Below are 21,856 nucleotides of genomic sequence, written 5' to 3' on the forward strand. Positions count from 1 at the left end.
ACCCCACTTCATAATTCATAATTCATCATTCATAATTCATAATTCCCATGTAGTCTTAACGGGTTACTCCATCCACCACCGGACGGACATCGCTGCCCTCAAAATAGCCGGGGTTGCCTGTCCAGTTGAAATCCGACACGCGGATGTTGAGTATTCCCAACTGCAGCACTGGGTTATAGCGCAAAATTAAACTATAGGTGCGACGACTCCATTCAAGAAAATATTCTGTACTGATTTCCTTCGCTTGATCGATACTATAAACACTCTGGAAACCCACACGAATCGGACCATATACCTGTTGGGTTATACCATAGGACATGGTTTGTTGATCAACAAAGCGATCGAAGAAAAAGGGTGATTGTCCGTTAACTAAACCCTGACTAAAACTAATATTAAACCCGGTATAGTCGAAAAAATTGCTAGAAAAACGCCCAAACTGTCCTAATAATCCCACGGTTCCCGTGACGGAATTTTGCGTCTCTCCATTAGTGTAATAACCGGTGACACCAGTGACACCAGTGACAAGAGCAATATAGGGTTGAACGGGAAGAGGAGAAAATCTTAACCCTTGGTCGGGAGTCGGTGGTAAAGTAGGGGCAGACCAGAGTAAAAAACTGCGATTGAGGGAGACAGCACCCTGAAAACGGCTTAAATTAGTCACATTATCCGTTGCATTGGCCGCTAAAAGATCACTGCGATCGGTGGGTGCGTTAACATTCTGAACAGAAGCTTGATAACTGAGTCTAATATCCGTATTGGGGACGACAATCACCGGTGAGGTCAAAATTGCCCCAAAACTGCTATTAACCGTCTGAAACCCCAAAGAACCGTTAAAGAGACGCTCGCGATAATTGTACTCCACATTGAGCAGATAGGGATCCTGCAACTGTCCGATCGTCTGTTGAAAGCGAATTTTAGAACGAACAGTATTTTCGATCTGTTCCAAATCTAAATTAGAAAAAGAAGCTGTCGCTTGCAAAAACGAGCGCTCACCAAAATTAGTGGCAAAATTGCCCAATAAACCAAAAGCTTTCGGACTAAGGGGTGAAACTTCGCCACCTCCGGGGTTAGCTGAGGGAAAAGCATCGGGATTAAGGACTTTTTGAATTAAATATTGCGGTGTCAACTCAAAAAGAGTCTTCGGTGTCTCCACTAAAGTTAGGGGACTTTCTACGAAAAATCCGCCCCGATCCTCCCCATCATAGCCCGGGGCAATTAAAAAAGGACGACGACGACGGCGATCGAACGTAAGACTATTAATAAAAGTGGGTGCCACTACCCGTTGATCGAAAACCAACTGGGAATTACTCATCCGCAACTCATCGGTAAAAGGGCCAGTACTGCGAAAAGTGGCGGAATTGGCCCGAACTTCCAATTCAGGGGGGGAAAAAGGGTCATTTGTCAGACGCACATTAGTGGCATTCCACACCTTACCATCAAAATTCAAGCGCTCGGCCTGAAAACGGACACGATTAATCGTTCCTCCCGATGGACTACTAATATTCTGTCGATCGCGCCGACTGGGATCCTGTCCCCCGACGACAAATTGAAAACCCTCTCCCGTGGTGATTCTCTGCAAGGGTTGATTTAATGCCAAACGATCAGTTAGGGTTCCAAAAGAACTACCGGCCCCCACATCCGTGGGCAGCGTTTGTCCTAAATCCCTAGCGGTGCTGGGTTGAAAAATCTCCCCATTGGCATTAAATACCACACCGCTATCCTGGACGAAATAATACTCAAAGCGATCGCCGCGCAGGATTTGATCTCCCCGGGTTAGGATCACTTGGCCCTCCGCTACCGCTAACTTTTCGGGAAGATTAATCTGTAAGCGATCGGCCGTTAGTACACTTTGGGCAAAACGCAGGGTGACATTACCTCTAGCGGTGATAATCTGCCGATTTTGGTCAAATTCCTGCTCATCGGCCACTAATTCTAGGGGTCTTTCCCCTTCTGGATTAACTGCATCGGTCTGAGCTAGGCTGTTATTGAGGGAAATCCAGTATTCTTGGCTGGTTTTTTCGCCTTTTTTCCTCACTAATAGCCGAGTCGAGCCATTTTTCTGGTTAAGAGCTTTTTGATTTAATCCTGAAACTATCTCGGTTTCGGGATGAATGGTGACATCAACGGCTGCGGGGGGTGGAGAATTCTGAACAGAAAGGGGTTTTCCTAAAGCTGCCGCATCACCCCCACTGCTAGGTAAAGGTTCTAAGGGAATACCCTGATCGGGAACCAAGGGTTTTACCTCGACGGTTTCCGGGGGTGGAGTGACGGTGAGGGGAATAGAAACGCTCTCTTCTGAAGGCTTTTTTGCCTCTAGAGGTGCTGGGGTGACAGGGAGGGGAACTACAGACGTGGGAATATTTTCAGAAACTTGGCGCTCCTCCGTTTCCGGTTCAGCTACAGTATTAATTAGGGCAGGTGGTTCAACAGCTAAGATAAAAAAAGACATGACTGCACGAGTCGGCGATCAAAATAGAGGACGAGCGAACCTCATTGATACTACCATGATCATTATTCCTAGGGAGACAGGGAAAGTTTAATAACTTGTTCCCTGTGCCTCTACCCTAGAACCGGTTTGTTAATTGTCTTCTACTCAAAGTCTTTGCGTCCGGGGTTACGGGTAGGATCGCCGGAAAGGAATCCAAAGATAAAAAGTAAGACAAAGAAGGAAACAACGATATAAACGGCGATTTTTAGGGTTAACATTACTAAGACGTTCTCCTTAGACTAGATTAATTCAATAACAGGGGTGAGCATACCTTGACCTACTTTACCCTATTTGAGTGATCCCTGAACAGAGAAAAGTGATCAGTCTTCAGTTATCAGTTATCAGTTATCAGTTATCAGTGAGCAGTTATCAGTGAGCGGTGAGCAGATGTGAGTTTTGGCTCTTCTAGGTTCTGTGTGATAAGTTTAACTTACAGAGGATTGATCGATCTTTGTGTCCTTTGTGTCTCTGTGGTTCGTTCCACTCACTGCCCCAAGACTGTATCTTAGAATACATTTTACCCACCAAACCTGGGAGAGCCGAGTTTTTAGTTTACTGATTACTGGGTACTGATCACTGAAAATACGACTAAATAGCCTATTTTTAGCTAATTTATGAATAATATCGGTAAATTGTATGTGGTGGGAACGCCGATCGGTAATTTAGACGATCTGACTTTCCGGTCCCTGGCAACTCTCAAAAAAGTCTCTCTAATTGCTGCTGAAGATACCAGACACACTGGCAAATTATTGCAGCATTTTGATATTCCAACCCCTCAAATTAGTTACCACGAACATAATCGTCTTTCCCGTCTCGATGAGTTATTAAATATTCTCAGCCAAGGTCAGGATATCGCCTTGGTTACTGATGCGGGAATGCCGGGGATTTCTGACCCTGGTTATGAGTTAATTAAAGCTTGTATAGAAGCTAAGATCGAAGTGGTTCCCATCCCCGGAGTAACGGCGGTAATTACTGCTTTAGCGGTGTCGGGATTACCCACGGAAAGATTCTGTTTTGAAGGATTTCTTCCGGGTAAGGAAAAGCTCAGACAAGAGCGCTTAGAGGGTTTAAAAACTGAAACGAGAACGATGGTTTTTTATGAAGCTCCTCACAAACTTATTAAGACTTTGGAGGATTTACGAGAAACTTTCGGCCCAACGAGAAAGATAGTTTTAGGTCGGGAATTAACCAAGCTTTACGAAGAAATTTGGCGAGGAACTGTCGCCGAGGCGATTAATTTATATCGGGAGAATAAAACTCCTAAAGGGGAATTTACAATCGTAGTTATGGGCAACAATCAGGCCGATAATATCCAATTATCCGATGAGGAATTAAAACGGGAATTAAAACAAATTATCGAAGGAGGAGTTAATCGATCGCAAGCCAGCAGACAATTAGCACAGGTTACTAATTTGTCCCGCAGTCGTTTATATAAATTAGCCTTAGAAATTTGATGATTATCAATTTTTATTTCCACCGCTAATCCTCGATTACTTAGCCGATTGAAGTAACAAAATTCCCCCAGCAGTTAATCCTAAAATGTTGGGCAACCAAGCGGCCATCAAGGGGGTTAAAACTCCGCCAATGCCTAAGGAACTGGTGACAAAAGATAGGAGATAATAGGAGAAAATTAGGACAATACAAATACCGAAACTGGTGGCTTTATTAGAATTTTGGGGACGCAATCCCAAGGCTGCCCCAATCATCCCAAAAACTAAACAAACAAAGGGTAAAGATATTTTCTGCTCGATTTGAACCTGCAATTTTCTAATTTTGGTGGGATTGCCGCTTAATTGCAGTATTTCTAAGTATTCCCGCGCTTGTCTGAGGGTCATTTCTGAACCATCTCGACCTCGAAAAGCTAAATCTAAAGGGGTACGCGGTAGGGCTAATTGTTGATGTTGAAAGCGGACAATATTACGATAGGAACCATTAGGATCAATTAGATAAATTGTGCCGTTATAAAAATCCCAGATATTTTTTTCAATATTCCAAGAAGCTGATTCTGAGGTAATAATTTGATTAACTTCCGGTTGAGTGCGATCAAGAATGGTTAAACCTAACATTTCTTGACCGTTAAATCTTTCGGCATAAAATAACCTTCTTAATACCGTTTGCGCTTCCCCTCCATCCGCTGGCCGCACTTTGCCGTATTCAGGATAAATAATATTATCTTCAATAAAAGATTTGCGATTTGGTCGCAGGGCTTTCGTCATGGTAGCATTAGCTTCATAACTGGCAGCTGGGGCCACATAATCATTAAAAACGTAGGTTAATCCTGTCACTATTAAACTTAGCACAATGGCGGGAATTATTAGGCGATAAACACTAATTCCAATACTTTTAAAAGCAATTAATTCGCTATCACTGGCTAAACGACTGTAGGCCATTAAAGCTGCTAAAAGTATTGACATGGGAAAGGCTAAAACAATAAACTCTGGCATTTTTAATAAGAGAATTTTTAGGGCCAAAGTAAAAGGTAAACCCGATTCAGTAATCCGTCGCACTAAATCAAATAAAGTGCCGATCGCCACTCCCAAGGAAGTGAATAAACCCATACCAAATAGAAAGGGCAATAATAACTCGACAAAAATATAGCGGTCTAAGATACTAAATCCGGGTATTCTACTTAAATTTCCTTGCCAATTGCCAACTTTCATGATATAATGCAGCAGTTTTTATTAATAACAATTATCTCAAAAAATTATCACCCAAATAATACTGACGCACCAGAGGATTATTATAAAGTTCTTCGCCACTTCCCGCCGCTAAAATCTGCCCTTCGCGCATAATATAAGCCCGATTAGTGATAGCCAAAGTTTCTCGCACATTGTGATCGGTAATTAAAATTCCCATCTGACGATCCCTTAAACCAGCAATCATCGCTTGAATCTCGGACACGGCGATCGGATCCACCCCGGCGAAAGGTTCATCTAATAATAAAAATCTTGGTCCGTTGACTCCCACCGCTAAAGCGCGAGCTAATTCCGTCCTCCTTCTTTCTCCTCCAGAAACGTAGGCCCCTTTAGTGCGAACAATCTTATCGAGGCGAAATTCTTTTAGTAAATCATAGAGACGATTTGCCCGTTGGGAAAAAGGAACTCCCGACTGTTCTAGGGCTAACTGAATATTTTCTGATACAGTTAAATAACGAAAAATACTGGCCTGCTGCGTCAGATAGCCAATACCCAGACGCGCCCTCTGATTAAGGGGTAATTTGGTAATTTCTTTTTGATCGAGCCAAACGCGCCCCAGATTCGGTTTAATTAATCCCGTGGCGATATAAAAAGTTGTGGTTTTCCCCGCACCATTTGGTCCTAATAACCCGACAATTTCCCCCGGGGCAACAGTAATACTCACCCGGTTAACCACGAGCCTTTTACCGTAGGATTTATGGATATTTTCTAATACTAAAGTCATCTTTATCCGGTGTTGGGAATTATGAATTATGAATTATGAATTATGAATTAGGAAGTGGGGACGTCGGGAAGTGGGGAAATGGGGAAGTGGGGACGTGGGGAAGTGGGGACGTGGGGACGTGGGGAAGTGGGGAAGTGGGGAAGTGGGGGGGTGGGGTGTGGGAAGAATAAATAAAAATAATCTCCTGACTCCTGACTCCTGACGACCGACTCCTGACTATCACTGCGGGTTAATAATTGGGGCAGCGGGGAGGGAAGGGGAAGGTATGGGTGCGGGTAGAGGGGAAGCAGCCGGTTGGGGAGAAGTTTCGTTATCTTGGACTAGATAAATTGACTCCACCTGCTGACTGGTTTGGGGAGTAGCGATAAATCTACCCTCATCGACTAGATAAGTCATCGTTTCAGCGCGGATACTGTTGCCTTCCTGCAAAACATAAACATTACCCGTCATCACCAAACGACGTTCGCGGCTAAAATACTGAGCTTGAGCGGAAGTGGCCTGCATTTTGCGGGCAGGATAGAACACTTGTACGTTACCCCGAGCGGTAATTACCCCCGTTTTTGAGTTTGCCTCCTGAATATCCGATCGCACTGTCATGGCATTACCCGGTACAATATTCTGCTGTGCCTTGACTAGGGGAGAAGTACCCAATCCCATGACTAAGCTAGTGGAAACGAGGGTAACTAGCCATCCTCTGATTTTTGCGGATCTTGCTCTCATAGAAATGTCACCTATAGACGTAATTGTATTGACTAACTAATCTAGCTGTTTAGAGGACGGGATGACTTTTGAGGATTTTCGGCAGAGAACAGATAGATCGATCGAGGTGGGGATGAGGATGTTCCTGATTGCTTTTCATCGCTTCTAGCACTGCCGGTAAAGCTTGGGGATCGAGATTCTGTAAAAAGTTTAATAGATCCAAACTCTCCCCCACCAAATGCGTCACGTTGATCCCCTCGTAATCGGGTTGATAGTGTTGTAAACGTCTCACCCCTTCTCCCAAAAGAATTACCGCCCCGCGCCAGTTATTATTTTCTAGATGGTAACAAGCGACAGCAATCTGCAAAATGCCTTGATAAAAGGTTTTTTCAGGCTCTGCGGACTCCATCCACAAAGCCTCTAGGGTATCATGACAAGCATAGAATTGCTGGCGATTAAATTCCTCGATTCCTTGGCCAAAAGCGCTGGCTGTCATTACCCTATACTAATGCCCCTTCATCGATTCGCGGACTTCTTGGATATAGTCGAGGGAAATTACCTGTTCTTCTCCGGCAAACTCGTTATCGGGGGTAATAAATAACATACAGTGACATTCTTTCCGTTCCCGCATCGGTACACAGGGACAATTCCAGAAAGTATTTTTTACCTCCGCTTCTTTGTCCTCGTAGTGACGACAGGGACATAAAGGAGCGCCTAATTCGTCCTTATGACGCGCTAATCCCTCAATTACTACGGCTGTCACCGAGAGATCGCTACAGAAATAAGTATTTGTACCTTTAGCGTACTGTTCGGCAAACTTCTTCATCGCCTCAAGACTCTTATCCGTGTCCGTGATCTGGCTCATAGTTATCTGATCCCCTTAGCTTTCTACAAAAAAACTCTTTACTATCCTATCTCGATCCGCTTCCCCTTGGCCGAGGGGAATTTTTAGAATCTCTTTTGATTTGGCGACCGATCCCCTTGTTAATCTAATACGATAAAAAGACTCTCTTTGGCCAAAAGCTCGATTTTTTGGCCGGCAAACTGGAATTATGGGGGCAAAGTTCCTCAAAACCTGTCCTTGATTCCTGCAATCTCTGTCCCCTATCACTACCAGAACATGATTTTATCTTTCTTGGAGACAAATAAAATTTCTGACGGTAACACGCCTTGGTGGCTGAAAATTACCTCCCTTTCCCCCCACTGTATTTACTATTTTGGTCCCTTTGCTTCTTTTGAGGAAGCACAACAGCATCAGGGGGGTTATCTACAAGATCTAGAGTCCGAAGGCGCACAAGGGATTAGTCTTTCGATCGAGCGGAGTAATCCCCATTATTTGACCGTTTTTGACGATGGAAACCAGGATCTAGCTAAAACTTTCGCTTCCCATGCTCGAACCTTTTCTCGCTTTATTTCTTAAGTCTCCCTGTCCTCTTTGTCAACGGCAGAGCGAGCGAGAGCTTTGCCGTGATTGTGAACGACAATTACAGGCCTATCGTCATCATAACCCGCTTTTTCTCTGGCGTGGTTCTATTCCCCTGTTTATCTGGGGACGCTATGAAGGTAAATTAAAACAGGCGATCGCTAAAATGAAATATGATCGCCATCCCGCTCTCGGCTCTTTGCTAGGCAGTTGCATGGGGGAAACTTGGCTGCTTCGTCCTCCCCTCACCGATAAACGTTTGACGGTGATTCCCATCCCTCTCCACCCAGAAAGGTTAAAGGAAAGGGGTTTTAATCAAGCAGAAGTCATTGGCGAAGGTTTTTGTCGTTTAACCGGTTATAATCTGGCTAGTCGCGGATTAATTCGGATTAAGAACACGGCAGCTTTATTTAGTCTGGCAGCCGAGGCGAGAAAAAAGACGATGCAAGCGGCTTTTCAACTGGGGAAAAATTTACCGAAATCAGTGCCGATTCTCTTAATTGATGATATTTATACCACGGGAACCACGATCGAGGAGGCTGTGCAGGTTTTACGCACAGAGGGATATCGGGTAGTCGGTGCGATCGCTCTTGCCAGTTCCAAAATTAGCTAAAATGCCCAGACGGAATCGGTCTAGGCATTTTAGGGTTAAATTAAATTAAGTGCGTTTGATCTTGTCGTATTGACTGATGAAAATCAAACCGATAGTGGCGGGGATCAGGACGATAACCGCACCTAAAACAAGGCTCCAGAGAAAGTTAGCTAAAGAGGGTGTCATGATAGATAAATCCTTTGTCATATTTTCAAAGACTTAGTTTTTTATCTTATCACCTTGGGCGAGAAGGCCCCCAGTTCCACGACCAGATAAATGCGATCGCAGGTTTTATATGTCTTCAATCGCTGAAAATAAAATCTCCCTTGACTTCTCAAGGAGATAGGGATGTTTGACAATGGGTGATAGTTACAAAAGTTCACACTAGACTGGCAAAGATTTTTATGGCTACTGACGATCGCAAACGGCGCATTCTCGATCATCTCTCCAGAAGTACCACTGGTGCTGACTATATTCCCCAAAAACCGCTGCCAATTGTGGAAACTCCCCCGGTGGCAGCGGAACCCGTGGCAGCGCCGCCTCCAGTAACTCCTTCACCGGAATTAACTGCTAAAGAGCGCAAAAGAAAGATAATGTCCCATCTTTCCATGAGTAGTGAAGATTTTGGCGAAATTACTAGCACTACCCCCCAAGAAAAGCGTAAACGCCAAATTAACGACCATCTGCGCCAAAGCCAAGGATAAATAGTAAGGAGTGAGAATTAGCAACTAGGCATCTTCTAGACTGTTCTCACTCCCTCATTTTCTGCTGTCGATGGCAATAATGACAGTTGTTGCAAATCAGTTCCTCGCTCTGGCAACAAGGGAATGTTAAAGTTAGTAATGATCGCTTCGGTGATCGGATGACGCAATTTTTCTGTGGAACCCACATGATAAAAATGCTGTTTAGTATAGATATAAAACTTATCAGCACTCCAATTTTTTTTAATTAAAGGATTGCTCCTAAACTGATTACTGTGCCAAGTGGACAAAATAAACCGACAAGAAATATCCTTTAAAATAGTCACCAAACAATCTTCATCCTCTTCAGACCAAGAGTTAAAATAATCGACGTGTCTCCCTAAATAAGGAGGATCGAGATAGATCAAGTCTGTTTTTTGCCAATTAGATAAAGTCTCTCGAAAGTCAGCAACTTGAAAATTATAATCAGTTTTAATAAGAATATTTTCTAGGGCAATAACTTGATTGACTATTTTGGTAATATATGCTTGAGAAAATCGTTCTGATTTATGACAGTAAGGTACGTTAAACTGTCCCTTACGATTGAATCTCATCACGCCATTAAAACAGGAGCGATTGAGAAATAAAAAATCTAGAGAATTAGGAGATTGATTAAATCTTTCTCGTACTTGATAATAATAACTTTCTCCCTGCTCCTTAAGAAATTGACCATTTTCTTGCAAAAAAAGCTTGACAGTTTTACTGGTAATAACTTGATTTTTTAGATTATTATAAAACTGGATAATATGAGTATTTGTGTCCGCAAGTAAAGCCTTTTGAGGATTAATATTAAAAGCCACCACTCCCGATCCAGAAAAGGGTTCTATCCAACGCCCAAAGCTCAGATCAGACACAATATTTTTAATATCTTTCACCAATTTAGTTTTAATTCCTTGACACTTAATCGGTGGCACAAGTGGCGTTAACTTCACTAAACACTCTCCTCATCAATAGTAATCTCTATCCACAGCAAACTTAGCTCCTGTTGGCTCGTGAATAAAGGTCAAATTAGGGTAAAAATTTTGTTGAGATACTAACTCTATCTTTAATTGGTTACATCTAGCAAAATTATCAAATATGGGAAAAAGAAGCAATTCTAGGATTTTGGAGATGATTTTCGTATCAATAGATATAGTATATACTTCTAGACAGTTTAAATCCAGTACAGCTTATCCCAGAAACCATGGTATCTTGTTAGAACAAATGAACTAAAAAATCTGGCTTTTCTCGGTTCTGTGTGATAAGTTTAACTTATATATATAGGATCGATCAATCTTGGTGTCCTTTGTGTCTTTGTGGTTCGTTCCACCCCCCCGCTAGGAAGAATGTATCTTAGAATACATTTTACCCACCAAACCCAAGAGAGCCAAAATCTCTCGTCACCATTCTTGTCAGAATTATGAGAATTACGTTACATTTAGTTAAGATTTAATTGGCTGCGGGGATTAATCTCGAAAAAATAACGTAAAATCCTTGACAAAAACAGCTAAATGAGTTAAGCAAAAATCTTTATCCTAGAACCACTAAACAAACATGAAACTATCCTGGAAAACGATTTTACTGTGGACATTGCCCGCCCTTGTGGTCGGTTTTTTCCTCTGGCAAGGCACTTTTGCCACGGCCACCAGTAATATCGGCAATAACACCGCCAGTACCCGCATGACCTACGGACGCTTTCTAGAATACCTAGACAGTGGTAGGGTTGTTAGCGTCGATCTCTACGAAGGGGGCAGAACCGCGATCGTACAGGCCCTAGATCCAGAACTAGAAAACCGAGTACAACGCCTGCGGGTCGATTTACCAGCCAATTCCCCCGATTTAATCGCCCGTTTACGCGATTCTAAAATTAGTTTCGATGCTCACCCGATGCGGAATGACGGCGCTTGGTGGGGATTCCTCGGTAATCTAGTTTTCCCCTTTTTGCTGATTGCCGCTCTCTTTTTCCTGTTCCGCCGTTCTAATAATATGCCAGGCGGCCCGGGTCAAGCGATGAGTTTTGGTAAATCAAAAGCTCGCTTCCAGATGGAAGCAAAAACCGGCATCACCTTTGATGATGTGGCAGGAATTGATGAAGCGAAGGAAGAATTACAGGAAGTTGTCACTTTCCTCAAACAACCGGAGAAATTTACCGCCGTCGGGGCCAAAATCCCCAAAGGAGTCCTGTTAGTTGGCCCTCCTGGTACGGGTAAAACCCTGTTGGCTAAAGCGATCGCCGGTGAAGCGGGTGTACCTTTCTTCAGCATTTCTGGTTCGGAATTTGTGGAAATGTTTGTCGGTGTCGGTGCTTCTCGCGTGCGCGACTTGTTCAAAAAAGCCAAGGAAAATGCTCCCTGTTTAATCTTTATCGATGAAATTGACGCAGTAGGTCGTCAACGGGGTGCCGGTATCGGTGGTGGTAACGATGAACGGGAACAAACCCTAAACCAATTATTGACAGAAATGGACGGTTTCGAGGGGAATACGGGAATTATCATCATTGCCGCCACTAACCGCCCCGATGTTCTCGATTCCGCTCTCATGCGTCCGGGCCGTTTTGATCGCCAAGTAACCGTCGATGCGCCCGATTTTAAAGGTCGTTTAGAGATTTTAGACGTTCACGCCCGCAATAAAAAGCTGGCTAACGACGTTTCCATCGAAGCGATCGCCCGTCGCACTCCGGGGTTCAGTGGAGCAGATTTAGCCAATTTACTGAACGAAGCGGCAATTTTAACCGCTCGTCGTCGTAAAGATGCCATTACCCTCCTAGAGATAGATGACGCGGTAGATCGCGTTATCGCGGGTATGGAAGGTACTCCTTTAGTCGATAGCAAGAGCAAGCGCCTAATCGCTTACCATGAAGTGGGTCATGCGATCGTGGGTACGCTCTTAAAAGATCACGATCCCGTCCAGAAAGTGACTCTGATTCCCCGGGGCCAGGCCCAGGGTTTAACTTGGTTCACTCCCAACGAAGAACAGGGTTTAACCACGAAAGCGCAGTTAATGGCCCGGATTTCCGGTGCTTTAGGTGGTCGCGCAGCCGAGGAAGAAATCTTCGGCTATGATGAGGTGACTACCGGTGCTGGTGGCGATTTACAGCAAGTTTCTGATATGGCCCGCCAGATGGTGACTCGTTTCGGGATGAGCGATTTGGGTCCTTTGTCCCTAGAAAGTCAAGGGGGTGAAGTGTTCCTCGGTGGCGGTTTGATGACTCGTTCCGAGTATTCTGAGAAGGTCGCTACTCGTATCGATGATCAAGTGCGATCAATCGTGGAACACTGCCATGAAATTTCTCGGCAAATTGTCCGCGATCATCGCGAAGTGATCGATCGAGTGGTGGACCTGCTGATCGAAAAAGAAACGATCAATGGGGAAGAATTCCGGCAAATTGTGGCTGAATACGCCTACGTTCCCGAAAAAGAACAGTTTGTACCACAGTTATAGGTTGATTTCAATCCATAGGCGATCGGGTGGGTTAAAGCTCACCCGATTTTTTTATCCTAGTTAGGGTTTGCTGAATAAATGTGAAATGTAGGCAAGGTAAGAGTTTTGTGGCTTTTTTCGCGAAACAGGTGCAAGATTTTGAGAGAATCGTCGTTCAAAACCTTGCGTCTTCATCGGCCCGCATCCTGTAGGGGCGAAGCATTCGGACAATCACCTATCGGTGAAACCGTAGATTTTCTAACCGAATGCTTCGCCCGTACTTTTTGCCGCAAACCCTAGTTAAGGGTTCAAAAGCGGCAAAAATAAGGATTAAATTGACTAAAATCTGTAAATAGACAATTTAATTGATTATTATTCATTCTTAATTCTCCTGACGACCGACTACTGGCTACTGACTCCTAACCCCACCGAAAAACTTTTTGCCGCAAACCCTAGTCATCATCATCGTCATCGTCTTTATTCTGGTCATTATCACCGTCTTTTTGCTGCTTTTCCCCGTCTTTATCACTATCTTCGTCTTTTTGCGGCGATTCTACCGTGGTAGGGACGTTTTTCGGTTCTTCGGCTTCTTTTCCTCCCTGACAAGCACCTAAAACCGTAGTCAAGGTTAACAGAATCAGCAAAACTAAGGATTTGATTTTCATAGTCTTTCTCCCCACTCGATCGATAAATATAACAATTTTAAGACTTTTGGGCGGTGGATAGTTTGGCCAATGCCAAGAAAGTGCATTCCCAGACTAAACGGGGTTGAACGTAGGCTAACAGCTGCCGGCGGGTTTTTTCCAAGATTTCTAAAATCGATCGCTCTCGTCGTCGTTGCCAATCCTCATACTGAAGATAACTCACATACCATAATTGGGTTTCCGTGTCAAGAGTTTGGGCGATAATTTTGGCTAATTCCAGTGCTTGGGAGAGTTTTAGGGGAAATTTGCTCAAAGATCGCGGTAAATCTTGGGGGAGACTATCGAGAAATTCTAAAGCGGCGATCGCTTCTCCGGGGCTACCTTGGGCTAAACCGATAATTGCCGGATAATTGAGAACGCGAGCGTGTCCGTTAGAGCGGAGGACTTGAGCGAGATTTTCTTCCGAAAGACGCTGAAAAGGGACCTGTTGACAGCGAGAAACGAGAGTGGGTAGTAAAGAGGAGGGACTGGGAGCAATCAGGATTAAAGTGGCTTTTCCAGGTTCCTCAAGCGTTTTTAAGAGGGCATTTGCCGCCGATTCCGTCATGGTTTCTGCTGCCTCGATCACCACCACAGAGCGGGCCGATTCCAGGGGAGGACGACTTAAAAAGTTAGTAATCTCGCGAATTTGTTCGATGCGGATTTGCGGGGGAGCTTTACGCTTGAGATTGCTTTCCTGTGCTTCTTTTGCGGTGAGCAGTTTGCCTTGGTGTTGATAAGTGGGTTCAATCCAGAGTAAATCGGGATGATTGCCCCCCAGAAAGCGTTTCAGGATTAATTCCCTTGTTTCCGGCGATCGCTCTCTAGTTAACAAGTCTTGACAGAAACATTTGGCGGCCAGATTGCGTCCAATCCCCTTAGCGCCGGCGAATAAGTAAGCGGGAGCGATCGAATTGATTTCAAGCGCTCTTTGTAGTAGTTCAATGGCCTGATTTTGACCGATTAACCGTGACCAATCTATCATCTTTTCCCTGCCATGGCTCGCTATTCCTGTTCTTATTTTGTCGGAATTTCTCCTCATCAGACCGGGTTTTTATACGATGATATCCTGAGTTTGGGTGAATTTGAAATCATCAAGCGCCGGCCCGATGTGTTACTTTTATCGGAAGTTCCTAACGATGCTCTCTTTCCCCAGTTGGTGAAAGTGGAATTATTTATTCATCCCCCCACTAGCTCGGAACTTCAGATCGATTTATTGGTAAAAAATCATGAATTGCCCCTGAGAACTAATAATCGTTGTCGGCAATTTTTCCAATCTATTCACCAGATTATTACCAACAATTATCAAGGTCAATCCCTGACCAGAATTACCGCTTAACCCGATTGGTTCCTGTCTCCGTCAACTGACAAAGACAGGGACAAAATACCATCTTATCACCGTGATTTAACTGGGGGGCTAACTTTTCCTTCAGATATAAGAAGGGAGGCACAATTATTTGTAGGATGGGTTAGCGGTAGCGTAACATAATCGGGCGTTGGGTTTCATGCTTCAACCCAACCTACGTTCTTCCCTATCCTCTAAGAGAATTTGGGTTCTGTTTTGATCATCTTCGACGATGAAAAAATGCTCTTTTTGGTGCTTGATGGATTGATCGAGAAAAAATCGGTAATTGCTTTAATTTTTGCCTTCCTTTGTCGATGTGAGCGGGGGAAATTGACGACGTAAAAGCAGGGAATTACTCACTACCATAACCGAACTAAAAGCCATCAAAGCTGCTGCTAGGGCCGGACTGAAAGCTAGACCCCAAGAAGGCAGTAATAAACCACCAGCAATGGGAATAGCAAAGGTATTATAACCCAAAGCCCAAAAAAGATTTTGTCGGATTTTTTGCCATGTAGCCAGACTTAAATGCAGAGATTGCACCACATCCTCTAGGCGATCGCTAATTAAAACGATCCCGGCTGTTTCCATGGCCACCTCCGTGCCACCGGCCAGAGCAATACCGATGTTAGCCTGTCCTAGTGCAGGAGCATCATTGATACCATCCCCGACCATAGCCACGATTTTGCCCTCTTTTGTCTGTAGGTCGGCAATTAAGGCCGATTTTTCGGTGGGGGCAACTTCGGCATAAAATTGGCTAATACCCAAACTATTAGCGATCGCTGTCACCACTTCTTGGCGATCACCACTGAGTAAAATCACCTCTAAACCGAGTTTTTGTAACTGATTCACGGTTGTTTGAGCATCGGGACGCAATCGGTCCTGAAAAGCGATCGCGCCGAGTAATTGTTCTTCCATCCCCAGATAAATCACCGTTTTACCCGCTTGTAAAAGCTCTTGAATCCCCCTGATAGTTTCATCGATTTTAATGCCGTTCTGTGCCAACCATTGCCGATTTCCTAGAACAATTTTCGACCCCTGCACCCTTGCCGAAACTCCCAATCCGGCCACAGTTTGAAAATCTTCCCCCGTCAGATTAGTAGGGGGAGTAACCGCGTCTAAAATCGCCTGAGCAAGAGGATGATTAGTACCACTCTCCACTACTGCCGCTAATTGTTGAATTTCCAGGGAATTAAGGATAGAAAAACTCAAACAATCGGTAATTTCTGGATGACCTTGGCTAAGGGTTCCCGTTTTGTCAAAAACCACCGTTTGCAGTTGCGAGACGGTTTCCAAAACATCACCCCCTTTAATCAAAATACCCCTTTCGGCTGCTAAACTGGTTCCCACCAGTAGGGCCGTCGGTGTGGCTAAACCGAGAGCGCAGGGACAAGCGACCACAAGCACGGAAATCGCTAATTTTAGGGACAAAAGTAGGGGAGAAGTGGGTTGAATCATCTCGTGGTGTCCTGTGGTTGACCCTAACACCTCTGGAAAGAGCCTAGTTCCCCAAAAATACCAAAAGAGCAGCACAATTAGGGCAATTATCATGACTCCGTAGGCAAAATAACCCGCTACCCGGTCCGCTATCTTCTGCACCGGGGCCTTGCGAGTTTGGGCTGATTCCACGGCTGCGATAATCTTAGCTAGGGTGGTATCGGTCCCCACCTGACGAGTTTGCACCGCAATCGCACCAGAGAGATTGAAACTGCCAGCAATGACTAGATCTCCCATTTCCTTAACCACCGGCAGCGATTCCCCCGTTAACAAAGCTTCATCTACCGTGGTTCTTCCCTGAATAATCTCCCCATCCACGGGAATTTTTTCCCCGGGTAAGACGCGCACCCATTCCCCGACGCGCAGCTGTTCCACGGGAATGGCCACGCCCACACGGTCATCTGTACTACCAATCAGGTGAGCCACTGCCGGTTGTAGGGAGGTAAGCGCTTCTAAGTCTGCAGCCGCACGATGACGGGAATGCGCTTCTAGAGTCCGTCCGAGGAGAATAAACCCTAACAGCATGACCGGTTCATCGAAAAAGCACTCTAGACCGAGATTAGGGAAGATAAGAGCCAAACAACTGGCTATATAGGCGCTACCTGTGCCTAAACTAACGAGAGTGTTCATATTTGGCATTCCGTGCCGTAATCCCCGCCAACCATCGATGAAAATATCGCGGCCGGGGAATAAAATGGCTAGGGTGGCTAAAGTCCAGTGAAAAGCAATACTTTGAAGGATGGGGATTTCCGGTCCCCCGATGTGGTGTAAGTGACCAATCAGGGAAAAAACCAGTAAACAACAAGCGATCGCTAATCGGTATAATTGTTGTTGCCGTTCTTTTTGTTGGTTTTGCAGCCGTTGATTTTGTTGAGAAAGGGGAGTCGATGAGCTGCGCGGTTGGGTGGGGAATCCAATCGCGGTTAATTTTGCGGCTAACTGCTCTGGTGCGATCGCATCCGGTTGGTATTCAATCACGGCAATTTCCGTGATTAGATTAACTTGGGCCGATTTTACCCCTTGATTTTGGCTGAGTTGTCTTTCTACGGCACTCACACAGCCGGCGCATTTCATGCCTTTTACGTCTAGAGTAGCGGTTTTTAGTCCAGTTTCGGCGGCTAGGATCATAGAAAAAGTAGGCAAGGATGGTCTTTACTTCTATCCTAGAAATTATCGACGGATTTTTAAACTATTTTGGCCTGTAGGGTTACAGATAGATGAAATTTCATTACAGATAGCTGAAATTTCAGGTAGCCGATCTGGTAGGGTGCGTTAATGAAATGTAACGCACCTTATCTAATGTTCAAAATTCGTGCGTTACGCTGACGCTAACACACCCTACTGGACTGACACAGCTAAAATAGGGCAATAGATAAGCTCAACTGAGGACATCAATCATGGGAAGATGTAGGCGAGATAAAGTTCATCTGACAGTCGCACAACGAGAAAACTTTGAACAAATCAGTGGGGGAGGGTTCATCACAGAGTATGCTAATCGGCATAACACGCTTATCGTAATATTATACGGAAAACTTCTCGCGATCACTCCATTTGAGTGTAATATACGGAAAGATTCTTTAAAAAATGCGTACTTGGCGTAATATACGGAAAATTTCCGCATAATATATAGTTAGGTGGCTGACATAGTGAACCAATTAATAAAAAATATTAAAAACTCTTGACATTAAAAGAATTTCACTGATATGCTTACAACGAAGCTATTAGCTCTGGACTGGTAGCTTGTCAGTACCTTTGCCGGCCGCGGCCGAAGCGAAGTGCTATCTCCCTGGTTCGTCCCGGGGAGATACTTAACTTTACTAGACTGTTCACGACTCATTTAGGATCGCTATAGCAATAAGTACCTAAGCAAAATTAATTACACATATCTAACCCCGCTCTTGCCTCTTGCCTCTTGCCTATCTTCACTAGGAAATTAATTTTGCACGACTACTTAAGATGTTAATTACCATTCAATTCCCATTTATTGATTCAAGGACATTTGTTAGCAATAACACTCAGAAATTAGTTGTTCCTTCGTGGTTAATTCCTGTTCCTGATCATGATTTTATACGGTCCTTTGGGATAATAAGGAGACGACCACTGGGAGGATTAACAGGCTGGGTTGGTGAAAGTTATATCTGCGAAGCACATAATGCTATATGTTTTCAAGGTATGCAACCATTCTTTAATGGTTTAGATAAATTGATTAAGTTCAAGGTCGTTTTTAGAAGACTTTTTTTTGATGGCTTATCAGTTGGAAAATTTGAAATCGGATTAGCTGCTTGGTATTCTGAAGAGGAATCATTCTCGCCTTTTGAACTATCAGCCGATGAAATGAGACAGCTTCTTCTCCATGTTCTGAAGCTACCTGTTTTAGTACGGGACTCCCGTGAAAAATTTATACAGTGTCAGCTGTGGCAAGCAGGGCAACCAATAGCTAGATTATATGCAGCTAGCACTTCCCTCAAACAAGATTGCGGGCGAGTAAATATTGAAGATTGGTGGATTCAGCCCTGTGAGCCTTTAATTCTTCTAATTACAGATCAAGAAGATCTCGTCGTCACATATCGAGAAGACTGTAAGTTTTTAAAAATCCCTTGTGGGGTTGGAACTCTCTCTCATCACATCATTCCACTTGAGGGGAAAAATATACCCATGTGGTTAATTGAAGGTATATGTGATAGGTTTTCGAGGTTATCCTCCCTAGAATCCCTAGAATTTGATACATTAAGACAGCTTAGGATTTTTCTTCTACGTCTTCATGCAGAACAAAAATGCTTGAGAGGAATCCTACGAAATATATCTACTGGAAAGCTTGAGATTAGTAAGAGAAGCGAAAAATCACGGATACTTCAAGAATATCTGAATCAAGCGACAAAGCGAATTAAGAGGCTAAATGAACACGCAGATAAAAGAGTAGAAGCAGACGTAGGAGAATTAGCTCGCAAAGCAGAAGATTACTTTGCTCCTGGAGAACGAGATGCTCTTTTCAATGCATTGAAAATTATAGATATTGAGAAAAACATATTTCACAAAGTGGAAAATTTTGTATCGCCATCTACTATAATAAAAAATCAATTCACAGGAGCAATCACCATGACACAGAACAAAGGTAACGTGAATATTAGTGATACTCAAGGAAATGTCAGCGGGGTTGCTGCTGCTGAAAATCAAACAATGACAGGGGTAGCGATTGGAGCAATCAGCGGCTCTGTCACGAACACTATTAATCAACTCCCCACCTCATCAAATCCAGATATTCCAGGCATCAAAGAGTTGTTAGCTCAACTGCAAGCAGCAATCAAAGCTGAGTCTGAATTACCCGATGAGGATAAAGCCGAAGCCCTAGAGCAGGTAAAAACGCTGGCAGAAGCAGGGCAAAAACCTGAAGATAATGTTCTTCAAAAGGCGGCAAAAACATCTATGAAAATCCTGAAAGGGACAGTTGCTAGTTTGCCAGATGCTGCTAAATTGGCTGAGTCATGTGCAAAGCTACTACCTGCGATCGCTACATTGCTTGCATTGGTTTAGTGCGATCGCTGATCTTGTAGGGTGGGTTGACGGCAGTGCGATCGCCGATCTGGTAGGGTGCGTTAATGAAATGTAACGCACCTTATCTAATGTTCAAAATTCGTGCGTTACGCTAACGCTAACACACCCTACTGGACTGTTTCAGTGCGATCTTGTAGGGTGCGTTAATGAAGTGTAACGTACCGATGATATTTTGCAGGTTTATGCCGACAATTTTATGGGTTGCTCTAGAACCGGAAAATTCTGAATTATCTGTGGGAGTGTAATCCCATAGTAAAGTGCTTTATAAAAGCTCAACAAATTCGTCAACGCTCAAGCCGACTTGCCGAATAATTGCGCGTAAAGTACCTCGATCTAGTTCTTTATGATCTGGTACCGAGACTGTTGTTTTGGGAGCTTCACGTACTAAAATCATGTGACTTCCACGCTGACGCTCTACGGCAAAGCCTATTTGCTCAAGTGCTTTTACACATTCTGCGCCTGAGATAACACGTAATTTACTCATACCAGAATGACCTCAACCGTATCATTGGGAACAGGTTCACCCCGATCCTGTAAAACTTCGATATACAGAGCGATTGCCTCTTCAATATTGGCTAGAGCCTCCTCACGAGTTTTTCCCTGGCTAATACATCCTGGCAAACTAGGAACTTCGACAACAAAGTAACTATCCTCACCAGGATAGAGAAGTACTTTACGGCTGGATTCAGCTTGTGGTTTAACCATAATCATTGCTCGATAACTATTTGGTTGTTTCATTCAAATATTAACATTTTATGTTCTAGAACCAGTGTGATGCCGAAGGCACTGCGTAGCAGCACGCCGCTCTTGTAGGGTGCGTTAACGAAGTGTAACGGTGCGATTCGTTTCTAGGGGAATAAATAGCCTAGAGTGCTGATAAAACAGCATAACTGACAAAAAGGATGTAGGTGAAAGACCTACCCTGTAAGGGACACAGTGACTCCCGACCTGCCCCCAGTGACTGGACTCGGAAATCTAGAGGCTGAAGCGGGGAACAAGGACGCAATCAGAGCCAAAACAGATAGGCGCAAGGAGCGTTAACGGGGAGTATGATCGCCGCTCTGGTAGGGTGTGTTAATGAAATGTAACGCACCTTATCTAATGTTCAAAATTCCTGCGTTACGCTGACGCTAACACACCCTACTGGACTGTTTTAGTTAATGAAATGTAACGCACCTTATCTAATGTTCAAAATTCCTGCGTTACGCTGACGCTAAATGGGAGCATCCCAATTTTGCAATAAGTATAAATGCTTAGAGACTAAAAACGTTAGCTAAGGCAAAATAAAGAGAAACAATTAAACGGTAGAATCATGAATACAGACCAAAAAGAACAACTAGATCAACATTTAAAAGCCATTGCTCAAATTCTAGTCGATAATACCCCAGAAGAACAACTACGTAGCTTTGAGGGCATTGAAACCGCCCTGCGAGACCATTGGCTGACTACATTGGGTCCTGCCATAGGCAATTTTTTTTTGAATCAGCAACAGGAACCCAAGCAGGGCGAACCAAAAGCGTAAGCAGTATCATAGGGAAAGTCAAGATAAGCGAGAAACAAGCCGATAAACTAGGATTAAGCAAGAATAATCGATTAAGTCCCATGCTGGAGAAATGTTGCTTAGGAGCAGTGGCTAAAGTCTCTTTTGAAGATGCGGAAAAAGATATCAAAATGGCGACAGGAATGGCAGTTTCAGGCAGTAGTCAACAGAGGCTTGTACAAAGATATAAATTTGAGGAAGCAGAAGCAAAGAGTCCGGTAGAAGCATTGAGTGTAGATGGAGGAAAAGTCAGAATCAGAACGCCCAAAGGACAACCGAGTCAATGGAGAGATTACAAAGCAGTAAGTCTGTATGGTCAAGAATGTGCGGGATTTTTTCAGCAAAATGAAGAATTACTGGAATGGGTGAACCGTCAGCCCTTAACAGAGGTAGTCACCTGTTTAGGAGATGGTCATGATGGGGTGTGGAATCTGATGGAGAAAATCGGTGTTAAAAGGAGAGAAATATTGGATTGGTATCA

Annotated in this window: 23 protein-coding genes and 1 pseudogene; 9 read left to right on the forward strand and 15 right to left on the reverse strand. The window is 44.0% G+C overall.

Annotated features, from left to right (window positions below; translation table 11 throughout):
- Positions 1 to 55: 55 nt before the first annotated feature.
- Together MICAI_RS00135 and MICAI_RS00140 are read right to left on the reverse strand one after the other, a co-directional pair.
- Complete coding sequence (locus tag MICAI_RS00135) at positions 56 to 2,449, reverse strand: DUF3769 domain-containing protein (RefSeq protein WP_008195854.1); 2,394 nt, start codon at positions 2,447 to 2,449, stop codon at positions 56 to 58.
- A gap of 140 nt (positions 2,450 to 2,589) precedes the next feature.
- Complete coding sequence (locus MICAI_RS00140; RefSeq protein WP_002732356.1) at positions 2,590 to 2,706, reverse strand: photosystem II reaction center protein I; 117 nt, start codon at positions 2,704 to 2,706, stop codon at positions 2,590 to 2,592.
- A 396-nt stretch (positions 2,707 to 3,102) separates the two neighbouring features.
- On the opposite strand from MICAI_RS00140, the gene rsmI reads away from it, so the two are divergent.
- Positions 3,103 to 3,942, forward strand: a complete 840-nt coding sequence (rsmI, locus tag MICAI_RS00145; protein WP_008195856.1) for a 16S rRNA (cytidine(1402)-2'-O)-methyltransferase — start codon at positions 3,103 to 3,105, stop codon at positions 3,940 to 3,942.
- 36 nt (positions 3,943 to 3,978) lie between these two features.
- Here rsmI and MICAI_RS00150 read toward each other — a convergent pair whose 3' ends face one another.
- Positions 3,979 to 5,148, reverse strand: a complete 1,170-nt coding sequence (locus MICAI_RS00150; RefSeq protein ID WP_008195859.1) for an LptF/LptG family permease — start codon at positions 5,146 to 5,148, stop codon at positions 3,979 to 3,981.
- Positions 5,149 to 5,179: 31 nt separating this feature from the next.
- Positions 5,180 to 5,908: an LPS export ABC transporter ATP-binding protein gene (lptB, locus tag MICAI_RS00155; RefSeq protein WP_008195860.1), complete on the reverse strand. Its 729-nt coding sequence runs from the start codon at positions 5,906 to 5,908 to the stop codon at positions 5,180 to 5,182.
- A 35-nt stretch (positions 5,909 to 5,943) separates the two neighbouring features.
- Between lptB and MICAI_RS27495 the strand changes: the two genes are divergently transcribed.
- Positions 5,944 to 6,078 (forward strand): hypothetical protein, encoded by a 135-nt coding sequence (locus MICAI_RS27495; protein ID WP_255348743.1) that lies wholly within the window; start codon positions 5,944 to 5,946, stop codon positions 6,076 to 6,078.
- A 49-nt stretch (positions 6,079 to 6,127) separates the two neighbouring features.
- Here the strand turns inward: MICAI_RS27495 and MICAI_RS00160 are convergent, their stop codons facing one another.
- From MICAI_RS00160 to MICAI_RS00170, 3 genes are read right to left on the reverse strand one after another with little or no spacing between them, the layout of a single operon-like run.
- The gene (locus MICAI_RS00160; RefSeq protein ID WP_008195862.1) at positions 6,128 to 6,628 is read right to left on the reverse strand and encodes an LptA/OstA family protein; all 501 of its coding nucleotides are present in this window, start codon (positions 6,626 to 6,628) and stop codon (positions 6,128 to 6,130) included.
- Positions 6,629 to 6,677: 49 nt separating this feature from the next.
- Complete coding sequence (locus MICAI_RS00165; protein ID WP_008195864.1) at positions 6,678 to 7,103, reverse strand: DUF309 domain-containing protein; 426 nt, start codon at positions 7,101 to 7,103, stop codon at positions 6,678 to 6,680.
- A gap of 9 nt (positions 7,104 to 7,112) precedes the next feature.
- Positions 7,113 to 7,472, reverse strand: coding sequence for a ferredoxin thioredoxin reductase catalytic beta subunit (locus MICAI_RS00170; RefSeq protein ID WP_002803092.1), 360 nt, complete (start codon positions 7,470 to 7,472; stop codon positions 7,113 to 7,115).
- A gap of 255 nt (positions 7,473 to 7,727) precedes the next feature.
- Between MICAI_RS00170 and MICAI_RS00175 the strand changes: the two genes are divergently transcribed.
- Entirely contained in the window at positions 7,728 to 8,027 is a 300-nt protein-coding gene (locus MICAI_RS00175; RefSeq protein ID WP_008195871.1) for a DUF1816 domain-containing protein, read from the forward strand.
- A complete protein-coding gene (locus tag MICAI_RS00180) occupies positions 7,996 to 8,643 on the forward strand; it encodes a ComF family protein (RefSeq protein ID WP_008195872.1) in 648 nt (215 codons plus the stop codon). Before MICAI_RS00175 ends, MICAI_RS00180 begins: the two co-directional genes overlap by 32 nt.
- Before the next feature lie 45 nt (positions 8,644 to 8,688).
- On the opposite strand, the gene psbX is transcribed toward MICAI_RS00180, so the two are convergent.
- Positions 8,689 to 8,808 (reverse strand): photosystem II reaction center X protein, encoded by a 120-nt coding sequence (gene psbX, locus MICAI_RS00185; protein WP_002733679.1) that lies wholly within the window; start codon positions 8,806 to 8,808, stop codon positions 8,689 to 8,691.
- 218 nt (positions 8,809 to 9,026) lie between these two features.
- On the opposite strand from psbX, the gene MICAI_RS00190 reads away from it, so the two are divergent.
- Positions 9,027 to 9,326: a hypothetical protein gene (locus MICAI_RS00190; protein WP_002803105.1), complete on the forward strand. Its 300-nt coding sequence runs from the start codon at positions 9,027 to 9,029 to the stop codon at positions 9,324 to 9,326.
- 35 nt (positions 9,327 to 9,361) lie between these two features.
- Here the strand turns inward: MICAI_RS00190 and MICAI_RS00195 are convergent, their stop codons facing one another.
- Positions 9,362 to 10,294, reverse strand: coding sequence for a DNA adenine methylase (locus MICAI_RS00195; protein WP_008195898.1), 933 nt, complete (start codon positions 10,292 to 10,294; stop codon positions 9,362 to 9,364).
- Between the two features lie 15 nt (positions 10,295 to 10,309).
- Positions 10,310 to 10,456 (reverse strand): EcoRV family type II restriction endonuclease, encoded by a 147-nt coding sequence (locus MICAI_RS25285; RefSeq protein ID WP_232306097.1) that lies wholly within the window; start codon positions 10,454 to 10,456, stop codon positions 10,310 to 10,312.
- A 439-nt stretch (positions 10,457 to 10,895) separates the two neighbouring features.
- On the opposite strand from MICAI_RS25285, the gene ftsH2 reads away from it, so the two are divergent.
- Positions 10,896 to 12,782 carry an ATP-dependent zinc metalloprotease FtsH2 gene (gene ftsH2 / locus MICAI_RS00200; protein WP_008195899.1) on the forward strand — a complete coding sequence of 629 codons (1,887 nt, stop codon included), beginning with the start codon at positions 10,896 to 10,898 and terminating at the stop codon, positions 12,780 to 12,782.
- Positions 12,783 to 13,213: 431 nt separating this feature from the next.
- Here ftsH2 and MICAI_RS00205 read toward each other — a convergent pair whose 3' ends face one another.
- Together MICAI_RS00205 and holB are read right to left on the reverse strand one after the other, a co-directional pair.
- Entirely contained in the window at positions 13,214 to 13,426 is a 213-nt protein-coding gene (locus MICAI_RS00205; protein ID WP_008195901.1) for a hypothetical protein, read from the reverse strand.
- A gap of 37 nt (positions 13,427 to 13,463) precedes the next feature.
- Complete coding sequence (gene holB / locus MICAI_RS00210) at positions 13,464 to 14,429, reverse strand: DNA polymerase III subunit delta' (protein ID WP_008195903.1); 966 nt, start codon at positions 14,427 to 14,429, stop codon at positions 13,464 to 13,466.
- A gap of 12 nt (positions 14,430 to 14,441) precedes the next feature.
- Between holB and MICAI_RS00215 the strand changes: the two genes are divergently transcribed.
- The gene (locus MICAI_RS00215; protein WP_008195905.1) at positions 14,442 to 14,783 is read left to right on the forward strand and encodes a hypothetical protein; all 342 of its coding nucleotides are present in this window, start codon (positions 14,442 to 14,444) and stop codon (positions 14,781 to 14,783) included.
- 297 nt (positions 14,784 to 15,080) lie between these two features.
- Here MICAI_RS00215 and MICAI_RS00220 read toward each other — a convergent pair whose 3' ends face one another.
- Positions 15,081 to 17,411: a heavy metal translocating P-type ATPase gene (locus MICAI_RS00220; RefSeq protein WP_008195909.1), complete on the reverse strand. Its 2,331-nt coding sequence runs from the start codon at positions 17,409 to 17,411 to the stop codon at positions 15,081 to 15,083.
- 828 nt (positions 17,412 to 18,239) lie between these two features.
- Here MICAI_RS00220 and MICAI_RS26695 point away from each other — a divergent pair.
- Positions 18,240 to 19,814, forward strand: a complete 1,575-nt coding sequence (locus tag MICAI_RS26695) for a hypothetical protein (RefSeq protein WP_008195911.1) — start codon at positions 18,240 to 18,242, stop codon at positions 19,812 to 19,814.
- Between the two features lie 283 nt (positions 19,815 to 20,097).
- On the opposite strand, the gene MICAI_RS00235 is transcribed toward MICAI_RS26695, so the two are convergent.
- A complete protein-coding gene (locus MICAI_RS00235; RefSeq protein ID WP_008195914.1) occupies positions 20,098 to 20,319 on the reverse strand; it encodes a type II toxin-antitoxin system HicA family toxin in 222 nt (73 codons plus the stop codon).
- Positions 20,316 to 20,540 carry a type II toxin-antitoxin system HicB family antitoxin gene (locus MICAI_RS00240; RefSeq protein WP_002779120.1) on the reverse strand — a complete coding sequence of 75 codons (225 nt, stop codon included), beginning with the start codon at positions 20,538 to 20,540 and terminating at the stop codon, positions 20,316 to 20,318. The genes MICAI_RS00235 and MICAI_RS00240 overlap by 4 nt, the downstream gene beginning before the upstream one ends.
- Positions 20,541 to 21,147: 607 nt before the next feature.
- On the opposite strand from MICAI_RS00240, the pseudogene MICAI_RS24770 reads away from it, so the two are divergent.
- Positions 21,148 to 21,856: pseudogene (locus tag MICAI_RS24770) on the forward strand (ISKra4 family transposase); the annotation flags it as partial.

Source organism: Microcystis sp. T1-4 (assembly GCF_000297435.1).
Lineage (GTDB): Bacteria > Cyanobacteriota > Cyanobacteriia > Cyanobacteriales > Microcystaceae > Microcystis.